Raw genomic sequence first — 19,291 nt, 5'->3', positions numbered from 1 at the left:
GCGGGGCTACTCGACAAAACGGACATAAGTTATTTATAGTCCCACTGTGCGTCTCCTGGCAGCCCTGTTGGGCGCGATCCTGATCCTCGTCACCGCCTCGCCGGCCGACGCGGCGCCAACCGGCCGCGCGGTCCGGCTGGCCCAGACGGTGGGTGTGGACATCACCGTGCCCGCCGCCGTCAATCTCGGTAGCGGGCTCACCGGCGGCACCCTCACCAGGCAGCTGGGCACGGTCGAGGTGCGCGACTCGCGCGGCCAGGTCAACCCCAACGCCTGGGTCGCCACGGTCTCCGCCACCGTCTTCGTCACCGGCGGCGGAGGTCCCCAGCGCACGATCGGCAACGACCGGGTCTCGTACTGGTCCGGGCCGGCGACGCGGAGCACGGGCGGCGGCACGCTGGTGCCCGGCCAGCCAACCTCCGCGCAGGCCGTGACCCTGGACGTCGTCCGCGAGGCGTTCCGCAAGACCGCCGGCAACGGCAACAACGCGGTGGCCTGGGCGCCGACCATCCGGATCGCCATCCCGGCCGGCATCGTCGGGGGAACCTACCAGGGCTCAATCACCCACTCGGTAGCCTAATGGTTGATTTGTCCGTAAAGCGCCCTCTTGTTCCCTCCGGGCTACCTAGCGTCCGTCTCATGAAGAAGCCACTTCTTGCCCTGACCGCCGCCGCGGCCGCCGTGGTGGCCATGGCGGCGCCCGCCGCGGCCGCGCCGACCGGCGACACCATCGTCACCTTCACCGTCGCGACGGCCGACCTGAACATCAGCGTGCCGGCATCGGTGAACCTCGGTTCCGTCTTCTCCGGTGGCGTCATCACCGGCGAACTCGGCACCGTCACGGTCACGGACAGCCGGGCCGCGCTCAACGCCACCTGGACGGTCACCGTGTCGGCCACCTCCTTCACCACCGGCGGCGGCACGCCCGAGGAGACCATCCCGCCAGCCCTGGTGGAGTACTGGTCCGGCACGGCGACCAACACCACCGGCACCGGCGTCTTCGTGCCGGGGCAGCCCACCCAGGCCGAGGCGGTCAGCCTGAGCGTGCCCCGCACCGCCTTCTCCAAGACCTCGGGCAGCGGCAACAACACCGCGAGCTGGGCGCCGGACATCCGCATCGCCGTCCCGGACACCGCCGTCGGCGGCACCTACACGGGGGTGATCACCCATTCGGTGGCATGACCGGGCCCGCGCCCTCGTCCTGGCCGTGACCGTCCTGGTCGCGGCCGGGGCGCCGGCGTCGGCCGCGCAGCCCGGGCCGGCTTCCGCCGGCCGCCCGCCGGTGCTCGCCGAACCGGGGGTGCCCGAGGCGGACGTGCCGGCCAACGAGCCGCACGGGCCCAAGGGCTCGCCCGGACCCTCCGCGCAGCCGAGCCCGAGCGCCCCGTCGACCACGGTCGGGGTACGCCTGCTCGACGCCCCCGTCGAGCGTCGCGACGACACCCGGGCGCACAAGTACGTCGTGGACCACGTCCGCCCCGGCACGACGATCAAGCGGCGGATCCTGGTGCGGAACAGTTCGGAGATCCGTCGGACGGTCGCCCTCTACGCCGCCGCCGCCGACGTCACGGAGAAGGGGTTCGTCCTCGCCCCCGACCGCACCGAGAACGAACTGAGCAGTTGGATCGACGTCGATCCGCCGGAGGAGGCGCTGGCCCCCGACGAGGAGGTGGAGGCCCGGGTCACCATCACCGTGCCAACCAGGGCCGAGGCGGGCGAGCGGTACGCGGTGATCTGGGCCGAGGTCGCCGGGGTCGACGGGCAGAACGTGCGCAACGTCGGCCGGGCCGGAATCCGGGTCTACCTCTCCGTCGGGCCGGGCGGCGAGCCGCCCTCCGGCTTCGAGATCGGCCCGCTCACCGGCAAGCGGGAGAAGGACGGCACCCCCGTGCTCACCGCCGAGGTGCGCAACACCGGCAGGCGGGCGCTCGACCTGGCCGGCGAGCTGCGGCTCGCCGAGGGCCCCGGTGGGCTCTCGGCCGGGCCGGTGAAGGTGGAGGCGGGCACCCTCGCGCTGGACGGCACGACCACCGTACGGGTCGCCTTGGACCGCCGCCTGCCGGACGGCCCGTGGGCGGCGAAGCTCGACCTGGCCAGCGGCTGGACGAAGCGCTCCGCCGCCGGCCCGGTCAGCTTCGGGCCGGTACCGGTGGCGGCCACCAGTGCCGTCGACCGCCCCGGCCAGGTGCTCACCGGAGGGTTGGTCACCTCGGGGCTGGTCCTGGTGCTGTTCGCGGTGTACGCGTACCGACGTCGGGCCCGGGTCCGGCAGCCGGTGGAGGCCGCCTGAGCAGCCGGTCCGGTCCGCGAGGGGATGGCGGACCGGACCGGCACCCGCCTCAGGCCAGCGCTGCCTCCGCCGCGGCCAGGAAGGCGTCGTTCTCGGCCGGGGTGCCGATGGTCACCCGGACCCCGTCGCCCGCGAACGGCCGGACGATCACGCCCCGCGCCTCGCACGCCTTGGCGAAGTCCACCGCCCGGTCGCCCAGCGGCAGCCAGACGAAGTTGGCCTGGCTGTCCGGCACGTCGCCGACCAGCTTGCGCAGGGCCTGCGTCACGCGGTCGCGCTCGGCCACCACGAGGGCGCAGCGCCGCCGCACCTCGTCCTCCTGGGCCAGGGCGGCGAGCGCGCCCGCCTGCGCGGCCATGCTGCTGGAGAAGGGCGTCACGACCTTGCGCACGGCCGCCGCCACCGCCGGCTGGGCGACTAGGAAGCCGATCCGCAGACCGGCCAGGCCCCAGGCCTTGGAGAGCGTCCGCAGCACGACCACGTTCGGCCGGTCGAGGTAGGTGAGGCCGTCCGGCACCTCCGGGTCGGTGACGAACTCGCGGTACGCCTCGTCGATCACGACCAGCACGTCCTCGCCGACCGTGTCGAGGAACCGGTCCAGTTCCGCCCGGCGCACCGACGTGCCGGTGGGGTTGTTCGGGTTGCAGACCACGATCAGCCGGGTCCGGTCGGTCACCGCCGCCGCCATCGCCGTCAGGTCGTGCCCGTGCCCGGCGTCGTTGGGCACCCGTACGCTGGTCGCGCCGCTGGTCGCCGCGATGATCGGGTACGCCTCGAAGGAGCGCCACGCGTAGAGGAACTCGTCGCCGGGCAGGCAGGTGGCCCGGACGAGGTGCTCGGCCAGCGCCACCGACCCGCAGCCGGTGGCGATCCGGTCGACGTCCACGCCGTACCGCTCGGACAGGGCCTGACGCAGCGCGAGCACGCCCATGTCCGGGTAGCGGTGCACCCCGGTGACGGCCTCGGCGACGGCCTCCACGACGCCGGGCAGCGGCCCGTACGGCACCTCGTTGCTGGCCAGCTTGATCGCCTCGGGGAGGCCGAGTTCGCGGGCCAGGTCGGCAGCGCTGCGGCCGGGTACGTAGTTGGGCAGCGCGTCCAGGTCGGCGCGGGTCAGCCGCAGCGCCGGCTGGTGTCGTCCGGGGTCGGTCATGGGGTGTCTCCCGAGGGGTGGGTGCGGTCGTCGGGGGTGCGGTCGTCCGGGGCGGCGTCCTCGTCGGTGGCGGCGCGCTCGTCGGTGGCGGTGCGCCCGCCCCCGGTGGTGCGGTCGCGGCGGGGGAGCTGGACCACCACGGTCTGCGCCCGCTTGTCGTGCAACGCCTGACGCATCGGGTGGTCGAAGAGCGGGGAGAGCACGTCGACGAGCTGGAGCAGCAGGCCGAGGCCGCAGCAGTACCAGAGCAGGGTGGGCAGGCCGAGGGTGTTCCAGCGGCGCAGCGCCCGGCCGAAGCCGAGCGGCTCGTTCGCGCTCATCGGCACCACCTTGACGCCCACCAGCCGCTTGCCGAACGTCTGCCCGCCCGAGGACATCGTCGGCACCTCGTACGCGAGCCAGAGCGCGGTGGCGATCAGCAGGATCACGACCTGGAGGCCGCCGGCCTGTTCGCTGGGCTGCGGCAGGCCGTCGGTGGAGCTGTCGCCGGCCATCGCCCGCCGGAACACCTCCCGCCAGTACGGCGTGACCTCCTCGACCAGCCGCCAGACGAACCAGCCGTTCACGACGGCGTTCAGCGCGAAGACGATGGCGAAGTCGATCAGCCGAGCGACCAGCCGGGCGCCGAACCCGGCCAGGGGCAGCCCGTGCGGGCGTGGCTCCGGGGGCCGTCCGGGCCAGCCGCCGGGCGGCCAACCGGGCGGGGGTCCGCCACCGGGCGGCCAGCCGGGCGGCGGGGCCTGCGGGTGGCCGTGCCCCTGCGGCGGCTGCCAGGGGTAGGGCTGGCCCGGATGCGGCTGCCCCGGATGCGGCTGGCCCGGCAGCGGCGGCCCGCCCGTGGGGGCGCCCGGCGCGGAGACCGGAGCCACGGGCGACGTCGGGGCGGGCGCGGGGGGCGGTTCGGCCGGCGGCGGGCCCTCGGGCGGGGTGGCGTCGACGGGGATCGGCGCGCCGATCCAGCCCTCGCCGTCCCAGTAGCGCCGGGTGTCCGTGTCTGCCGGGTCGACGTACCAGCCCGGTTCGACGCTCATGGCCTGGCCTCGCTGCGCTCGCTCACGCAGACACCTTAACGACGACGGTGCCGGCGAACTTGTCGTGGAGGCACTGCTGCCAGGGCTTGTCCCACAACTGCCACAGCCCGTCGAGGTAGCTGAGGCCGGGCAGGAAGCCGGCAGCCACGTACTGCACGGCGTACCGCTTGCCGGCCATCCGCCGGTCGAGGGTGGCGGCCGGGTCGAGCGGCACGACGCGTAGCTTAATCACCTTCTTGCCGAAGGTCTGCCCGGTGCGCTTCATGTATTCGACGTGGTAGAGCCAGTAGAGGCCGAACATCACCACCATCAGGCCCAGTTGGAGCAGGAACAGCGGCAGCAGGAACTCCGTGAGGAACGCGTCGGGCGTCGGCCCGAGGGTGCCGTCCGGGTTGGTCCGGGACAGGTCGCTCGTCATGTTCAAGAACAGGATCAGCATCGGCGGCATGAGGAGGACCATCACCACCGCCCCGCTCAGCGCGCCGTCGATCAGCGCGGCGAGCAGCCGGTCACCGAAGCTGGCGAGCGGCTGCCCACCCGGGCCGAGCGCGGGGGCCGGGCGGGGCGGCCCGGCCCAGCCCGGGGGTGGCGGGGTCCAGCCGGGGGTGGCGGGGCCCAGCCGGGCGGCGGGACCTGACCGGGCGGGACGTGCTGCGGTGGCACCGCGTACCCCTGGTTGGCGGGACCGGCGGGCGGCGCGAAGCCGCCGCCGGCGGCGGGCGGGTGCCCACCGGCCGGCGGCGTCGGGTACGTCGGAGGCTGCGTCACGCCGTCAGTGTTACAGGTTGCCGCGCGCTTCCTGCTCCCGCTCGATGGCCTGGAAGAGCGCCTTGAAGTTGCCCTTGCCGAAGCCGAGCGAGCCGTGCCGCTCGATCAGCTCGAAGAAGACCGTGGGCCGGTCCTGCACCGGCTTGGTGAAGATCTGGAGCAGGTAGCCGTCCTCGTCCCGGTCCACCAGGATCTTGCGGGCCTTCAGTTCCTCGATCGGCACCCGCACCTGGCCGATCCGGGCGCGCAGCTCCGGGTCGTCGTAGTACGAGTCCGGGGTGTCCAGGAACTCGACGCCGGCCGCGCGCATGGCGTCGACGCTGGCCAGGATGTCGTTGGTGGCGACGGCGATGTGCTGCGCGCCCGGGCCCTGGTAGAACTCCAGGTACTCGTCGATCTGCGACCTCTTGCGGGCGATCGCCGGCTCGTTGAGCGGGAACTTCACCTTGCGGGTGCCGTTGGCGACGACCTTGCTCATCAGCGCCGAGTAGTCGGTGGCGATGTCGTCGCCGATGAACTCGGCCATGTTCGAGAAGCCCATGACACGCTTGTAGAACTCGACCCACTCGTCCATCCGGCCGAGCTCGACGTTGCCGACCACGTGGTCCACGGCCTGGAAGAAGCGCTTCGGCTGGAGGCCGGCGTCGATCATCGGCTGCCGGTCCACGATCGGCGCGCGGGCCACGAACCCGGGCAGGAACGGGCCCGTGTAGCGGGACCGGTCGACCAGGGTGTGCCGGGTGTCGCCGTACGCCCCGATGGCGGCCAGCCGGACGGTGCCGTGCTCGTCGCTGACGTCGTGCGGCTCGACCAGGCCGGTGGCGCCCTGCGCGGTGGCGTGCGCGTACGCGGCGTCGACGTCCGGCACCTCCAGCGCGATGTCGGAGACGCCGTCGCTGTGCTTCGTCACGTGCTCGGCGCCGTCGGCGTCCGGGCGGACCGCGCCGGTGAGCACGAACCGGGCCGAGCCGCTGGTCAGCACGTACTGGGCGTGGTCGCGGTAGCCCTGCTCCGGGCCCCGGTACGCCACGCAGGTCATGCCGAACGCGGTGGAGTAGTAGTGCGCGGCCTGCTTGGCGTTGCCCACCAGGAAGTGCACGTGGTCGAGGCCCTTGACGGGGAACGGGTCGCGGCTGATGTCGTGGTCGACGGCGCCGACGAGCACGTCGACGTCGACGTCTTCGGTCGCCTGGGGTCGGTCGATCGCCTGGGTCATCGCGGTCTCCCTCAAGTTCCGGTCGGCCTCGTGGCCGCCGCCGTCGGTCGTGTGCCGTGGCTCTGTGGCGAGGATCGCGGTGAAGTGCCGCACTGGGCAACTGTCGTGCCTGTGCCTGGTCAGGTTGCGCATTAAGTAGGGTGCAACGGCATGAGTACTGATCAGGTTGTGCAGCTGGACGCCCTCGACGCCCGGTTGGTCGAACTGCTCGCCGAGGAACCGCGGATCGGGGTGCTGGAGTGTTCCCGGCGCCTCGGGGTCGCCCGGGGCACCGTGCAGGCCCGGCTGGACAAGCTCGTCGCGCGGGGCGTCGTCTCGGGCTTCGGGCCGGAGATCTCCCCGGCGGCGATCGGGTTCGGGGTGACCAGCTTCGTCACGCTGGAGATCAGCCAGCGGCACGGGCACGACCGGGTCGCCGCGCACCTGGGCGCGATCCCGGAGGTGCTGGAGGCGCACACCATCACCGGCTCCAGCGACCTGCTCTGCCGGATCGTGGCCCGCTCGAACACCGACCTCCAGCGGGTGATCGACCAGATCGTCTCGTACGAGGGCATCCGCCGCGCCTCGACGATCATCGCCCTGGCCGAGCAGATCCCCTACCGCACCCTTCCCCTGGTCCGCTCCGCCGCCCAGCGGTGAGCAGCGGGCCGAGGGCCCTTGCGTACGCCCTCGGGCGCGCGAGAAAGGGCGGCGACACGGCGGCGCGGGAGGGCGGGCGCGCGGCGGTCGTCGCTACGGTGTGCGTGTGGCGAAGGCGGGCGGCCTCGGTGGGTGGCGTGGCGGGCTGCTGCTCGCGCTCGTCGCGGTCGTCGCGCTCGCCGCGACCGGGGTGTGGAACCCGTTCCCCGGGATGTGGGACCGGGTGAACCGGAGCCAGCCGATCTCCGAGCCCGACGTGGTCTGGCAGCAACGCGTCGGCGGCACCCCGCGCAGCGTGACCATCGCCGGCGAGACCGTCGTGGTCGAGCAGCGCACCCGAGTGGAGGCCCGCAGCCTGGCCACGGGCGCCCAGCTGTGGGAGCGCAAGGCCGACTGGTCCGCGGTGGCCGGCGGCGACCGCGACCCGGTCGTGGTCGTGGGCAAGCTGCTGGTCAAGGGGTACGAGGTGCTCGACCCGACGACCGGCGCCACGCGGCGGCGCGACGGCGACGCGGTGGCCGTCTGGACGTACCGCAACATGCTGCTCGACGCCCGCTGCGTCGACGCCACCGACTGCACGGTGAGCGCCTGGGACCCGCGCGGCACCGCCCCGCTCTGGACGGCCTTCGTGCCGGGGGTGCGCAGCGGCCTGCTCGGCGACAACCCCGGGCTGCTCGACACCCGCCGCCTCGACGCCGTCCGGATCGACGACGAGGTGGCCGGCCCCGAGCCCGTACCGCCGCTGCTCGGGTTCCCCATCGACGGGCGGGTGCACGTCCTCGACACCGCCACCGGGCGGATGCTCCAGGACGTCGAGCCCGGCCGGGACGAGCGGCTGTCGGTGGTCGGCGGCCGGTTGCTGCGGATCACCGCCCGCTCCCAGGACGGCACCTGCTACTTCGCCATCTCGGGGCGGGACCCGGCGACCGGCCAGGAGGCGTGGCAGCGGGCCGGGATCAACCTGCGGACCGCCGACAACGCCGGCTGCGCGCAGCGCGAGGACCCGTACGGGGCGCGCAACGTGCTGATCGGGGTTGCCCCGGACGCACGCGAGGCGGTCCTCGACGGCTACGACGGGCGGCTGCTGCTGGTCACCGACGCCGGGGAGCGGCTGCTCGCGGTCGACGACCGGCACGCCCTGGTCCGGACGGCCGACAAGCGGGCGGTGGTCGGCCGGGAGTTGGGCGCCGGCCGGGTCCGGTGGACGCGCCCCACCGGGGCGAAGGCCGGCGCCGCGCTCACCCCGTACGCGGCCGTGATCGCCGACGAGAAGCCGTCCCGGCTGGTGGCGCTGGAACCGCGTACCGGGCGGGAACTGGCGAGCCTGCGCACCTCCGCGAACGCCCTCGCGGTCGGCCGGGGCGGCATGGTCATCGGCGAGGGGCGGGAGATCGGCTACGTCCGCTTCGGCGGCGCGCGGGGCGCCCCCGTCCCGCCGCGCGACGGCGGCGTACCGGGCCCCGGCGGCACGGGGAGCGTGCCGGGGCCGGCGGACAGCTGCGGCCCGAAGCGGGAGCTCTGCCCCGGGTGAGAGCGTCGTCCCAGGACCCACCCGGCGGGTGGGACTGATCGACCCTTCTGCCCTAGGCTTTCCGCTCATGAGCAGTGCCGCCGCGTTCTCGTACGCTCCCTTGCTGCCGACCGGTCCGGACCAGACGGAATACCGCCTGGTCACCGACGAGGGCGTCGACGTCGTCAACGGGCCGGGGGGCCGCCGGTTCCTCACCGTGGAGCCGACCGCGCTCACCGCGCTGACGGCCGAGGCCATGCACGACATCGCGCACTTCCTGCGCCCCGCGCACCTGGCCCAGCTGCGCGCGATCATCGACGATCCGGCGGCCTCGCCGAACGACCGGTTCGTCGCGCTCGACCTGCTGCGCAACGCCAACATCGCGGCCGGCGGTGTGCTGCCGATGTGCCAGGACACCGGCACCGCCATCGTGATGGGCAAGCGCGGCCGGCACGTGCTCACCGACGGCGGTGACGCCGAGGCCCTCTCGCGCGGCGTCTACCAGGCCTACACCCGGCTCAACCTGCGCTACTCGCAGCTCGCCCCGCTGACGATGTGGGAGGAGCGCAACACGGGCAGCAACCTGCCGGCACAGGTCGAGCTCTACGCGGAGGACCCCGACGGGCAACCCGACGCCTACAAGTTCCTCTTCATGGCCAAGGGCGGCGGCTCGGCCAACAAGTCCTACCTCTACCAGGAGACCAAGGCGCTGCTGAACCCCACGCGGATGATGCAGTTCCTGGAGGAGAAGCTGCGGCTCATCGGCACCGCCGCCTGCCCGCCGTACCACCTCGCCGTCGTCATCGGCGGCACCTCCGCCGAGTACGCCCTGAAGACCGCCAAGTACGCCAGCGCCAAGTACCTGGACGCGCTGCCCACCTCCGGCTCGATGAGCGCGCACGGCTTCCGGGACCTGGAGTTGGAGGCGGAGGTGCTGGAGCTGACCCGCAACTTCGGCATCGGCGCGCAGTTCGGCGGGCGCTACTTCTGCCACGACGTGCGGGTGGTCCGGCTGCCCCGGCACGGCGCCTCCTGCCCGGTGGCGATCGCCGTCTCCTGCTCGGCCGACCGGCAGGCGGTCGCCAAGATCACCCCGTCGGGCGTGTGGCTGGAGCGGCTCGAGACCGACCCGGCGCGCTACCTGCCCGACGTCACCGACGAGACGCTCGACGCGTCCGAGGTGGTGCGCGTCGACCTCAACCGGCCGATGGACGAGATCCGCGCCGAGCTGTCGAAGTACCCGGTGAAGACCCGGCTGTCGCTGACCGGCCCGCTCGTGGTGGCCCGCGACATCGCGCACGCCAAGATCGCGGAGCGGCTGGACGCCGGCGAGCCGATGCCGCAGTACCTGCGCGACCACGCCGTCTACTACGCCGGCCCCGCCAAGACCCCCGAGGGCTACGCGTCCGGCTCGTTCGGCCCGACCACCGCCGGGCGGATGGACGCGTACGTGGAGAAGTTCCAGGCCGCGGGCGGCTCGCAGGTCATGCTCGCCAAGGGCAACCGGTCCGCCCAGGTCACCCGCTCCTGCCAGCAGCACGGCGGCTTCTACCTCGGCTCGATCGGCGGCCCGGCCGCCCGGCTCGCCCAGGACTGCATCAAGCACGTCGAGGTCCTGGAGTACGCGGAGCTGGGCATGGAGGCGGTCTGGAAGATCGAGGTGGCGGACTTCCCGGCCTTCATCGTGGTCGACGACAAGGGCAACGACTTCTTCGCCGAGGTCACCAAGCCGGTGCTGACGGTCGGCCGCCGCTGACCCGCGTACGCGAAGGGGCGCCGGGCAGTGGCCCGGCGCCCCTCGTCGTTGCCCTACGTCAGCTCGCCCGGCTGGCGTAGAAGGTGCCGCTGAAGGTCTCCGACACGGTCCCGTCGGCGGTCCGCGTGTAGACGGTGACCCGGTGGATCCCGGCCGTCGTCGGGGTGTACCCCACCGACGCCGACCCGTCGGTGCCCGCCGCGACCGTCTGCGCCGGACGGCCGTCGAAGGAGTAGACGAACTCCGTCACCCCGGGCATGCCGGCCTGGAGGACGAACGTCCCCGGCGTGCCGGCGACCGCACCCTGGAACTTGTTGATCGGGTACTCGACCGAGCTGACCGTGGGTTTGGTCGCCAGGTGGAACCGGTAGCTGCCCTCGCCGGACGGCAGGTCACCGGCCGTCCGGCTGCGGACGTACACGGTGTTGTAGCCCGGCTTCGTCGGCGTGATGGTGACCGTGGCCGTGCCGTCGGCGGTCGCCGGCACGGTCTGCTCCGGCCCGTCGTCGAGCCGGTACGTGTACTCGACGACGTCGTCCATCCGGGGCGCGAAGGTCAGGGTGCGCGGCTGGCCGAAGCCGGCCGTCGGGTCGGCGTCGGTGATGGTCGGGCTGGTGGTGCGCACCCGGAACACGTAGCTCGTGGGCGTGGAGCGGTTGCCCGCGAGGTCCACCGCCTCGACGGTGAGCGTCCTCGGTCCGTCCCGGTCGGGGGTGAGGGTGACGGTCGCCGAGCCGCCCGGGACGTCGGCCGCCACGTCGGTCGCCGGCTGCCCGAACACGGTGTAGCGGAATCGCACCGTGTCGGTGTCGCCGCCGGCGGAGAAGGTGAACTGGCCCGGGATGCCGGGACCGCCGTACCAGCCGTCGTCGGCCGGGTAGTCCGTGGAGCTGACCGTCGGCTGGGCGGGGCTGGTGGTGTCGACCGCGAACCGGCACTCCGCCGACCAGGCGGAGGTGGCGTGCTGGTCGGCCGCGCGGACCGCGAAGGCGTAGCGGCCGCCGTCGACCATCGCGCCGGCCGGCACCGTGTACTGGAAGCGGCGCGGCGCGGAGAACGTCCCCGAGGTCCACTCCGTCCGCTCGTCGGGCCGGTCGACCGGCCACCACGCGAAGGTCGCCGTCACCTGTTCGACGAGGCCGGTCCCGTTCGCGTCCGGGTCGGTGACCTCGGCGGTGAGGGTCGGCGTGGCGGTGTCGACCACGTGGTCGCCGGCGCAGTCCCGCCCGGCGACGGTGAGGGCGCCCGGCACGTCGGGCGCGGCGTTCGCGGTCAGCGAGATGCCCGGCGTCCGCAGCCGCCGACCGTGGTGCTTGTTCTCCTCGTGCTCCCCGGGGACCCGGACCATCAGCGTGAGCGAGTCCCGCCCGGCGTCGACCGCCTGCTGCACGGTCCGCGTGAGCGGCAGTTCGAGGTGGGCCGCGGGGCAGGGAGCGGTGGGACCGAGGTCGCCGACCTTCTCCCGTACGGTCGGCGCGTCGTCCCAGGTCGGCGCGGTCGCCGGCGAGTCCGTGCGCCACAGCTCCAGCTCGCGCGGCCGGTCGCAGTCCGCGACCGCCGACTCCCCGGTGCGCAGCGTGGCGTCGATGATCTCCTTGCCCTGGTAGGGCGTCAGGTCGAACGTGAGGTAGGCCCTGGTCGTGTGCTTGACCCCGGCGGTCTCCAGGGTGCCGACCGGGACGTCCGCCTCGGTGGTGGTGAAGGTCGCGCCCTGCTGCCGCGCGTCCGTGTAGCTCACGCTCGTCGGCAGGACCCAGCGGGCCGGTGCGGCGACGGCGGGCTGGGCGGTGACGACGACCGCCCCGGTGGCGGTCAGCAGCGCGGTGAGCCCCGTGGTGAGGAACCGGCGCGGAGCGCGCCGTCGGCGTACGGCGGGCACGCCGGTGAAACCCCGTTGTTCGTGCAAGGTGGAAGACCCCCCGATGGAGTGCGAATACTTCCACGATCTTAAGTGCCTGGTCCCGGTGCCGGCGCCCGACTTTCGACCGGTCCCGTGCGCCGGCCGGTCCCTGCGGCCCTACGCGGGGGCCTGGGTGGACTGGGCGATCATCTGCGAGTCCCTCGTCGAGGCGGCAGGATGGTACGCGTGACGACTCCAGAGGCGACGGGCTACCGGATCGAACGCGACTCGATGGGCGAGGTGGAGGTGCCCACCGAGGCGCTGTGGCGGGCGCAGACCCAGCGCGCGGTGCAGAACTTCCCGATCTCCGGCCGGGGCATCGAACCGGCCCAGATCCGGGCGCTGGCCCAGATCAAGGGCGCGGCGGCCGAGGTCAACGGCGAGCTGGGCGTGATCGACGCGGACGTGGCGGCGGCGATCGCCGCCGCCGCCGCGCACGTGGCCGACGGCGGCTACGACGACCAGTTCCCGATCGACGTGTTCCAGACCGGGTCCGGCACGTCGTCGAACATGAACACCAACGAGGTCATCGCCACGCTGGCCGGTCGGGAGCTGGGCCGCGACGTGCACCCGAACGACGACGTGAACGCCTCGCAGTCCAGCAACGACGTCTTCCCGTCCTCGATCCACCTGGCGGCCACCGAGGCGGTCGCGCGGGACCTGCTGCCCGCGCTGGCCCACCTGGCGGAGGCCCTGGAGGGCAAGGCGGCGGAGTTCGAGACCGTGGTCAAGGCCGGGCGTACCCACCTGATGGACGCCACCCCGGTGACCCTCGGGCAGGAGTTCGGCGGGTACGCCGCCCAGGTCCGCTACGGCATCGAGCGGCTGGAGGGGGCGCTGCCCCGGCTGGCCGAGCTGCCGCTGGGCGGCACGGCGGTGGGCACCGGCATCAACACCCCACTCGGCTTCGCCGCGAAGGTCATCGAGAAGCTGCGCGGTTCGACGGGGCTGCCGCTGACCGAGGCGCGCAACCACTTCGAGGCGCAGGGCGCCCGGGACGCGCTGGTGGAGACCTCCGGGCAGCTGCGTACGGTCGCCGTCGGTCTCTACAAGATCGCCAACGACATCCGCTGGATGGGTTCGGGCCCCCGTGCCGGGCTGCGCGAGCTGCGCATCCCCGACCTCCAGCCCGGCTCGTCGATCATGCCGGGCAAGGTCAATCCGGTGGTCGCCGAGGCGGTGCGGCAGGTCTGCGCCCAGGTCATCGGCAACGACGCCACCGTCGGGTTCGCCGGTTCCCAGGGCGACTTCGAGCTGAACGTCATGCTCCCCGTGATGGGCCGCAACCTGCTGGAGTCGATCCGCCTGCTCGCCGCGTCGAGCCGGCTCTTCGCCGACCGCCTCGTGGTCGGCCTGGTCGCGGACGCCGAGGTCTGCCTGGCGTACGCCGAGGGCTCGCCGTCGATCGTCACCCCGCTCAACCGCCACCTCGGGTACGACGAGGCCGCCTCCATCGCCAAGGAGGCGCTGGCCAAGCAGGTCTCGATCCGCGAGGTGGTGATCTCCCGGGGGCACGTCGACTCGGGCAAGCTGACCGAGACCCAGCTCGACGAGGCGCTCGACCTGCTCCGGATGACCCACCCCTGAGTCGTCCCGTCCCCGCCCCGGCCGCGGGCGCGTGGTTGTGGCTGTGCACCCCGCGCCCGGACGTTTCGCCGCACGCCGTCAAGCGCGCGAGGCGGACCTGCGGGCGCGGTAGGCGGTGACGGCGGCACGGTTGCCGCAGCCGGCGTCGCAGAACCGGCGGGAGCGGTTCTTCGACAGGTCGACGAGCACGTTCTCACAGTCCGGGTGGTCGCAGATCCGCAACCGGCGCAGCTCGCCGGCGCGTACGAGGTCCGCCAGCGCCATCGCGGCCTCGACGGCCATCCGGGTGGCCAGCGGCGCGTCGCGCGGCACGGCGTGGAAGTGGTACGGCTCGTCGTCGTGGGTGATGAGCTGGGGCAACGCGTCGTACTCGCGGAGCAGTTCGTTGACGATCGTGACGATGCCCTCGGTGTCGGCGTACCAGACGCGGCGCAGCCGGGGCCGGAGGTCGCGTACGGCCCGCAGTTCGTCCTCGGTGTGCTCGTGCCGCCCGCTGTAGGCGTGGGCGACGAAGTGCGCGTCCAGGGCGGCGACGTCGGGCAGGCCCTCACCGTCGCGGCTGGCGGTGTTCACCAGCGCTGCCACGGCGGTCAGTGAACATTCCGTGTCATGGGTGAAAAGCAACTTGACTCCTGTCGGGGGGCCGACCTAGCGTCACGAGTGAAGTTGCATTTTACTCATGACAGTGGGAGTGGATCGATGCGTCAGCCACCCGCCGCCGGGCTCGGCCTCGGCCTCGCCCTGCTCTCCGCCGTCACCTTCGCCACGTCGGGCACCTTCGCCCGGTCCCTCATCGACGCCGGCTGGTCGGCCGAGGCGGCCGTGATCGCCCGCGTCGGCGTCGCCGCGCTGATCGTGGCCGTCCCGGCCGCGCTGTCGCTGCGCGGCAGGTGGGGCGTGCTGCGCCGCAACCTCGCCGCGATCGGCGTGTTCGGGCTGCTCGGGGTCGCGACGGCCCAGGTCTGCTTCTTCAACGCGGTGCGCTACCTGCCGGTCGGTGTCGCGCTGCTGCTGGAGTATCTCGGCATCGTCCTGGTGGTGGGCTGGATGTGGCTGGTCCACGGGCAGCGTCCCCGCCGGCTGACCGTCGCCGGCTCGGTGGCCGCCCTCGCCGGCCTGTTCTTCGTCCTGGACCTGACCGGCGCCGGCCGGCTCGACGCGGTGGGCGTGCTCTGGGGGCTGGGGGCGGCGGTCGGCCTCGCCGGCTACTTCGTGCTCGCGGGACGGGTCGACGAGGAACTGCCCTCGGTGGCCATGGCCAGCGGCGGCATGGCCGTCGGGGCCGCCGTCCTGCTGCTGCTCGGGGCGGTCGGTGCGCTGCCGCTGCGGGTGGCCTTCGGCGAGGTCACCTTCGCCGGGCAGAGCACCAGCTGGTTGGTGCCGGTGGTCGGGCTGTCGCTGATCGCCGCCGTCGTCGCGTACCTCGCCGGGATCGCCGGCACCCGGATCCTCGGCGCCCGGCTGTCGTCGTTCGTCGGGCTGACCGAGGTGATGTTCGCCGTCCTCATCGCCTGGCTGGTGCTGGGCGAACTGCCCACCGTGGTGCAACTGCTCGGCGGCGCACTGATCGTCGCCGGCGTCGCCCTGGTGCGCGTCGACGAGCTGCGGGCTCCCCGTGCCGACGACCCGCAGCCGCAGGTGGCCGAGCCCGCCCTGCCGTGACCCGAACGGGTCGCCCGGCGGCGCCCGGCACGGATGAAAGCGAGATTCCCGCCATAGCCGACGTTGCTATGGCGGAAAGTGCCGCGGTGTTGTCTGATGGCTGCCACGTCCCTCAACGAGAGGATCCGATGTGGTGAGCAAGCGCTTCACCGCCGGTGCCGTCGCGACCGCGACGGCACTGGCACTCGCGGTGACGGGCATGAGCGTGCCGGCCAGTGCCGTGCCGACCAGTGCCCGTACCTTCACCGTCATCGCCGAGGACGGTGTCTCCGCGGACGCGGCCATCGCCGCCATCCGGTCGGCCGGCGGCACGGTGGTCTCCCGGTCCGACGAGGTCGGCATGTTCCGGGTCACCAGCGACCGGACGGACTTCGCCGCGAAGGCCACCGCCGCGTCGGCGCTGATCGGCGCCACCGAGCAGAAGGCGATCGGCCGCAAGCCCAAGCTGGACCGGGTCGAGCAGGAGCACCTGCTGGCCGCCGCCGCGGCCAAGGGCGCCGGCGCCAAGCGTGGCAAGAAGATGGACCCGCTGGACGACAAGCTCTGGGGCCTGGAGATGATCCGGGCAGACCAGGCGCGCAAGGTCGAGCCGGGCGACCGCCGGGTCACCGTCGGCGTCCTGGACACCGGCGTCGACGCCAGCAACCCGGACATCGCGCCGAACTTCAACTGGGCGCTGTCCCGCAACTTCGCTCCCGACATCGTCGACGTCGACGGCGAGTGCGAGGTGGCGAGCTGCCTCGACCCGGTCGGCACCGACGACGGCGGGCACGGCACCCACGTGGCCGGCACGATCGGCGCCGCGGCCAACGGCTTCGGTCTCTCCGGCGTCGCCCCGAACGTCTCCCTGGTCGAGCTCAAGGGCGGCCAGGACTCCGGCTACTTCTTCCTGGAGCCGGTGGTCAACTCCCTGCTGCACGCCGGGAAGGTCGGCCTGGACGTGGTCAACATGTCCTTCTACGTCGACCCGTGGCTCTACAACTGCACCGCCAACCCGGCCGACTCCCCGGAGCACCAGGCCGAGCAGCGGGCCATCATCAAGGCCATGAAGCGGGCCCTGAACTTCGCCCACAACCGGGGCGTCACCCTGGTCGGCGCGCTGGGCAACAACCACGAGGACCTGGGTGCCCCGCGCACCGACGTGTCGAGCCCGGACTACGGCGACACCGCGCCCTACCCGCGCGAGATCGACAACGACAGCTGCTGGGACCTGCCCACCGAGGGCCCCAACGTGATCAGCGTGTCGGCGGTCGGGCCGTCGGGCAAGAAGTCGGACTTCTCGAACTACGGCACCGAGCAGACCGCCGTGGCGGCACCCGGCGGCTGGTTCCGGGACGGCTTCGGCACCGACACCTACCGCACCGACGCCAACATGATCCTCTCGACGTACCCGAAGAAGGTGCTCCAGGAGGAGGGCTCGGTCGACGCCGACGGCAACATCGTCGCCGGGTTCGAGGAGACGGTCTTCAAGGCGTGCAAGGCCAACGGGGAGTGCGGGTACTACACCTACCTGCAGGGCACCTCGATGGCGGCCCCGCACGCCTCCGGCGTCGCCGCGCTGATCGTCAGCAAGCACGGCAAGAAGGACGGCCGGGGTGGCTACGGGATGGCACCGAAGCTGGTGGAGCAGCACCTCTACCGGACGGCGGCCGAGCACGCCTGCCCGGAGCCGCGCCTGCAGTCGTACGCCAACGAGGGCCGGGACGCCGAGTTCGACGCCTACTGCGCCGGAGGGCTGAACTTCAACGGCTTCTACGGTTACGGCATCGTCGACGCGTACGCGGCGGTGAAGACCCCGCTCAAGCCCAACGCCCGCCCGTAACGACGCACCACCAGTGGGGCCCGGCCGACTTCGGCCGGGCCCCTCGCGCGTCCGGCGGCGGGCGGTCGATCCGGTGCCCGGCGCGGGTGCCCCGGTCACGGGCGCCAGCCCCGGGCGCCGAGTGCGACGCGAGCCTCGCGCAGGACACCCGGGAAGTCGTGGCGCAGCCGCCTGTCGGTGACCGGCAGTACGAGCCAGCCGGCGCCGACCAGCCGGGCGATCCGGTCGAGGCGCCCGCCGTCGGCCTCGGCGTGCCGCCCGTCCTGGGCGACGGCGACGCGGTACGCCGACCACGCCAGGTCGGCGTGCACGACCAGCCCGGCCGTGATCCGGACCGGGTGCCGGACGGCGGGGCGCGGCAGCCCGGCCAGCACCAGCCGGACCCGCAGCTCGGACTCGGCCGGCGACCGGGCGCCCGGATCCGCCAGGCCGAACACCCAGCGGGCCCGGCGGCCGCCGGGCCGGTCGGCGTTGCGGGCGGCGACGTCGGCGAGGGCGGCACGGCTGGTCAGCCCCTGCCGTAGCAGCGAGTCGACGATGCCGACCGCGCGCAGCGGCTCCAACCAGACCGCCGTCTCCCACGCCGCAGACGTTGGATCGGTGCTGACCGGCACGCCGGCGGTGCGCAGATCCGCCACCCTCAGGCCGGCCGCAACCGGCCGGACCGCGATGTCCGGGCCGCCGGCCGCCGCGCGCAGCGCCGGGCGCAGGCCGCCGCCCGGCCCTGCGGGCTGCCGGTGCGGGCCCGTGGAGTGCACGCGCAGGCCCCGTTGCGGGCCGAGCCGCATCGCCCTCGGGACGAGGACGTGCACGTCGTCGACGAACGAGGCGGCGTGCTCGACACCGTGCAGGTAGGCCGCCGAGGGGCCGGCGACGACCGCCTCGGGCGGCAACCGCAGGGCCGCGGCACGGCAGGCCAGGGCGTGGTCCCGGTCCAGCCGGGCGTCGGCGTAGACGTCGTGGCGCAGGCGCAGCCAGGCGGAGCTGCGCAGTTGGTGCTCGGTGACCAGGCCCTGTCGGATCGCGTCCGAGCCGCGGAAGACCTGCCAGGCCAGGACACCTGGACGGTGCGGTGGAGGTGGCATGCGGCCAGCGTGCCCGCCGCTCGATGCCGCCCGACACCCCTGTGGACGACGCGGGTCGCACCGGGAACCGTCGCCTGTGGACAACCGACACGACGGCCGCCGGATGTGCTAGAGGGTCGCCGCTCGGGAGGCGGAGGACGTCCCCCGCAGGCGGGCGAGGTGAAGGAGCGGGCGGCTCAGGAGAGGGCGGCGGCGATGGCGGTGGCCGCGGCGAGGACCTGCGCGCCGACCACCTCGGCGTCGAGCTGGGCCAGCGCCACCACCCCGACGCTCGCCTCCAGGCCCGGCACGCCGAGCACCGGGGCGGCCACGCCGTACGCCCCGGATTGCAGTTCCCCGGCGGTGCTCACCGGGCCGGCGGCGCCCGCCCGGCCGGCGAGGATGGCCCGCCCGGCCGCCCCGCGCTCCAGCGGGTGCCGCGCCCCCGTCCGGTACGCGACGTGGAACGACGTCCAGCTCGGCTCGACCACGGCCAGCGCGACCCCCTCGCCGCCCTCGACCACGGTCAGGTGGGCGGTCGCGCCGGCCTGCTCCGCGAGGCGGCGCAACGCGGGCAGCGCCCCCTCGGCGAGCAGCGGCTGGGCCCGCCGGGCCAGGTGCAGCACCCCGGCGCCGAGGCGCAGCCGGCCCTCGCCGTCGCGGCGCAACATGCCGTGCGCGGCGAGCGCGCCGACCAGCCGGTACACCGCCGCCCGGCCGACGCCCAACCGGTTCGCCGCCTCGGTGACGGTGAGCCCGCCCGGCGCGTCGGCGACCAGGTGCAGCAGCCGCAGCCCCCGGTCCAGCGTCTGCGCCGTCTCCCCGCCCCGCGCCGTCGTCTCCACGACCAGCAGCGTACGACCCGGCTCCGGACAACCCCGGAACGCGTGGGA

The 19,291-nt window shown here is 73.6% G+C and carries 18 protein-coding genes; 9 read left to right on the top strand and 9 right to left on the bottom strand.

Translation table 11 applies throughout. The features are described from left to right. The first annotated feature begins 46 nt into the window (after window positions 1-46). Genes CLT72_RS19465 through CLT72_RS19455 form a run of 3 tightly spaced genes read left to right on the top strand, consistent with a single transcriptional unit; the run spans window position 47 to window position 2,290 of the window. Complete coding sequence (locus CLT72_RS19465) at window positions 47-580, top strand: hypothetical protein (protein WP_101413016.1); 534 nt, start codon at window positions 47-49, stop codon at window positions 578-580. 59 nt (window positions 581-639) lie between these two features. Further along, window positions 640-1,182, top strand: a complete 543-nt coding sequence (locus CLT72_RS19460) for a hypothetical protein (RefSeq protein ID WP_101413015.1) — start codon at window positions 640-642, stop codon at window positions 1,180-1,182. A 25-nt stretch (window positions 1,183-1,207) separates the two neighbouring features. Beyond that, on the top strand, window positions 1,208-2,290 hold the full coding sequence (locus tag CLT72_RS19455; RefSeq protein WP_199184603.1) for a hypothetical protein: 1,083 nt from the start codon (window positions 1,208-1,210) through the stop codon (window positions 2,288-2,290). A 49-nt stretch (window positions 2,291-2,339) separates the two neighbouring features. Here the strand turns inward: CLT72_RS19455 and hisC are convergent, their stop codons facing one another. Genes hisC through hppD form a run of 5 tightly spaced genes read right to left on the bottom strand, consistent with a single transcriptional unit; the run spans window position 2,340 to window position 6,458 of the window. Then, a complete protein-coding gene (gene hisC, locus CLT72_RS19450) occupies window positions 2,340-3,443 on the bottom strand; it encodes a histidinol-phosphate transaminase (RefSeq protein WP_101413014.1) in 1,104 nt (367 codons plus the stop codon). Further along, complete coding sequence (locus tag CLT72_RS19445; RefSeq protein ID WP_101413013.1) at window positions 3,440-4,474, bottom strand: RDD family protein; 1,035 nt, start codon at window positions 4,472-4,474, stop codon at window positions 3,440-3,442. Before CLT72_RS19445 ends, hisC begins: the two co-directional genes overlap by 4 nt. A gap of 22 nt (window positions 4,475-4,496) precedes the next feature. Further along, window positions 4,497-4,940, bottom strand: a complete 444-nt coding sequence (locus tag CLT72_RS19440; protein WP_486484284.1) for an RDD family protein — start codon at window positions 4,938-4,940, stop codon at window positions 4,497-4,499. 23 nt (window positions 4,941-4,963) lie between these two features. Next, window positions 4,964-5,242 (bottom strand): hypothetical protein, encoded by a 279-nt coding sequence (locus CLT72_RS32920; protein WP_486484283.1) that lies wholly within the window; start codon window positions 5,240-5,242, stop codon window positions 4,964-4,966. A 10-nt stretch (window positions 5,243-5,252) separates the two neighbouring features. Further along, complete coding sequence (gene hppD, locus CLT72_RS19435; RefSeq protein WP_101415268.1) at window positions 5,253-6,458, bottom strand: 4-hydroxyphenylpyruvate dioxygenase; 1,206 nt, start codon at window positions 6,456-6,458, stop codon at window positions 5,253-5,255. Window positions 6,459-6,608: 150 nt separating this feature from the next. On the opposite strand from hppD, the gene CLT72_RS19430 reads away from it, so the two are divergent. The 3 genes from CLT72_RS19430 to CLT72_RS19420 all read left to right on the top strand — a co-directional run bounded on the left by CLT72_RS19430 (window position 6,609) and on the right by CLT72_RS19420 (window position 10,363). Then, a complete protein-coding gene (locus CLT72_RS19430) occupies window positions 6,609-7,097 on the top strand; it encodes an Lrp/AsnC family transcriptional regulator (protein ID WP_101413012.1) in 489 nt (162 codons plus the stop codon). 106 nt (window positions 7,098-7,203) lie between these two features. Then, the gene (locus tag CLT72_RS19425; RefSeq protein WP_101413011.1) at window positions 7,204-8,628 is read left to right on the top strand and encodes an outer membrane protein assembly factor BamB family protein; all 1,425 of its coding nucleotides are present in this window, start codon (window positions 7,204-7,206) and stop codon (window positions 8,626-8,628) included. Window positions 8,629-8,695: 67 nt separating this feature from the next. Further along, the gene (locus CLT72_RS19420) at window positions 8,696-10,363 is read left to right on the top strand and encodes a fumarate hydratase (RefSeq protein WP_101413010.1); all 1,668 of its coding nucleotides are present in this window, start codon (window positions 8,696-8,698) and stop codon (window positions 10,361-10,363) included. Window positions 10,364-10,421: 58 nt separating this feature from the next. Here CLT72_RS19420 and CLT72_RS19415 read toward each other — a convergent pair whose 3' ends face one another. Beyond that, a complete protein-coding gene (locus tag CLT72_RS19415; RefSeq protein WP_101413009.1) occupies window positions 10,422-12,269 on the bottom strand; it encodes a DNRLRE domain-containing protein in 1,848 nt (615 codons plus the stop codon). A gap of 171 nt (window positions 12,270-12,440) precedes the next feature. Here CLT72_RS19415 and CLT72_RS19410 point away from each other — a divergent pair, with 171 nt between their 5' ends. Continuing rightward, entirely contained in the window at window positions 12,441-13,850 is a 1,410-nt protein-coding gene (locus CLT72_RS19410) for a class II fumarate hydratase (RefSeq protein WP_199184602.1), read from the top strand. A gap of 78 nt (window positions 13,851-13,928) precedes the next feature. Here the strand turns inward: CLT72_RS19410 and CLT72_RS19405 are convergent, their stop codons facing one another. Continuing rightward, a complete protein-coding gene (locus CLT72_RS19405) occupies window positions 13,929-14,474 on the bottom strand; it encodes a CGNR zinc finger domain-containing protein (protein ID WP_101413007.1) in 546 nt (181 codons plus the stop codon). 75 nt (window positions 14,475-14,549) lie between these two features. Here CLT72_RS19405 and CLT72_RS19400 point away from each other — a divergent pair, with 75 nt between their 5' ends. Together CLT72_RS19400 and CLT72_RS19395 are read left to right on the top strand one after the other, a co-directional pair. Continuing rightward, a complete protein-coding gene (locus tag CLT72_RS19400) occupies window positions 14,550-15,512 on the top strand; it encodes an EamA family transporter (RefSeq protein WP_101413006.1) in 963 nt (320 codons plus the stop codon). 133 nt (window positions 15,513-15,645) lie between these two features. Beyond that, window positions 15,646-17,334, top strand: coding sequence for a S8 family serine peptidase (locus tag CLT72_RS19395; RefSeq protein ID WP_101415267.1), 1,689 nt, complete (start codon window positions 15,646-15,648; stop codon window positions 17,332-17,334). Window positions 17,335-17,429: 95 nt separating this feature from the next. Here the strand turns inward: CLT72_RS19395 and CLT72_RS19390 are convergent, their stop codons facing one another. Together CLT72_RS19390 and CLT72_RS19385 are read right to left on the bottom strand one after the other, a co-directional pair. Further along, entirely contained in the window at window positions 17,430-18,419 is a 990-nt protein-coding gene (locus tag CLT72_RS19390; protein ID WP_101413005.1) for a hypothetical protein, read from the bottom strand. A 176-nt stretch (window positions 18,420-18,595) separates the two neighbouring features. Continuing rightward, window positions 18,596-19,243, bottom strand: a complete 648-nt coding sequence (locus CLT72_RS19385) for an IclR family transcriptional regulator (RefSeq protein ID WP_101413004.1) — start codon at window positions 19,241-19,243, stop codon at window positions 18,596-18,598. Window positions 19,244-19,291 lie beyond the last annotated feature (48 nt).

This window comes from Micromonospora sp. CNZ309 (genome assembly GCF_002846525.1).
Note: the sequence above shows the minus strand (reverse complement) of the source record. Positions and strands in the feature narration are given on the sequence as shown.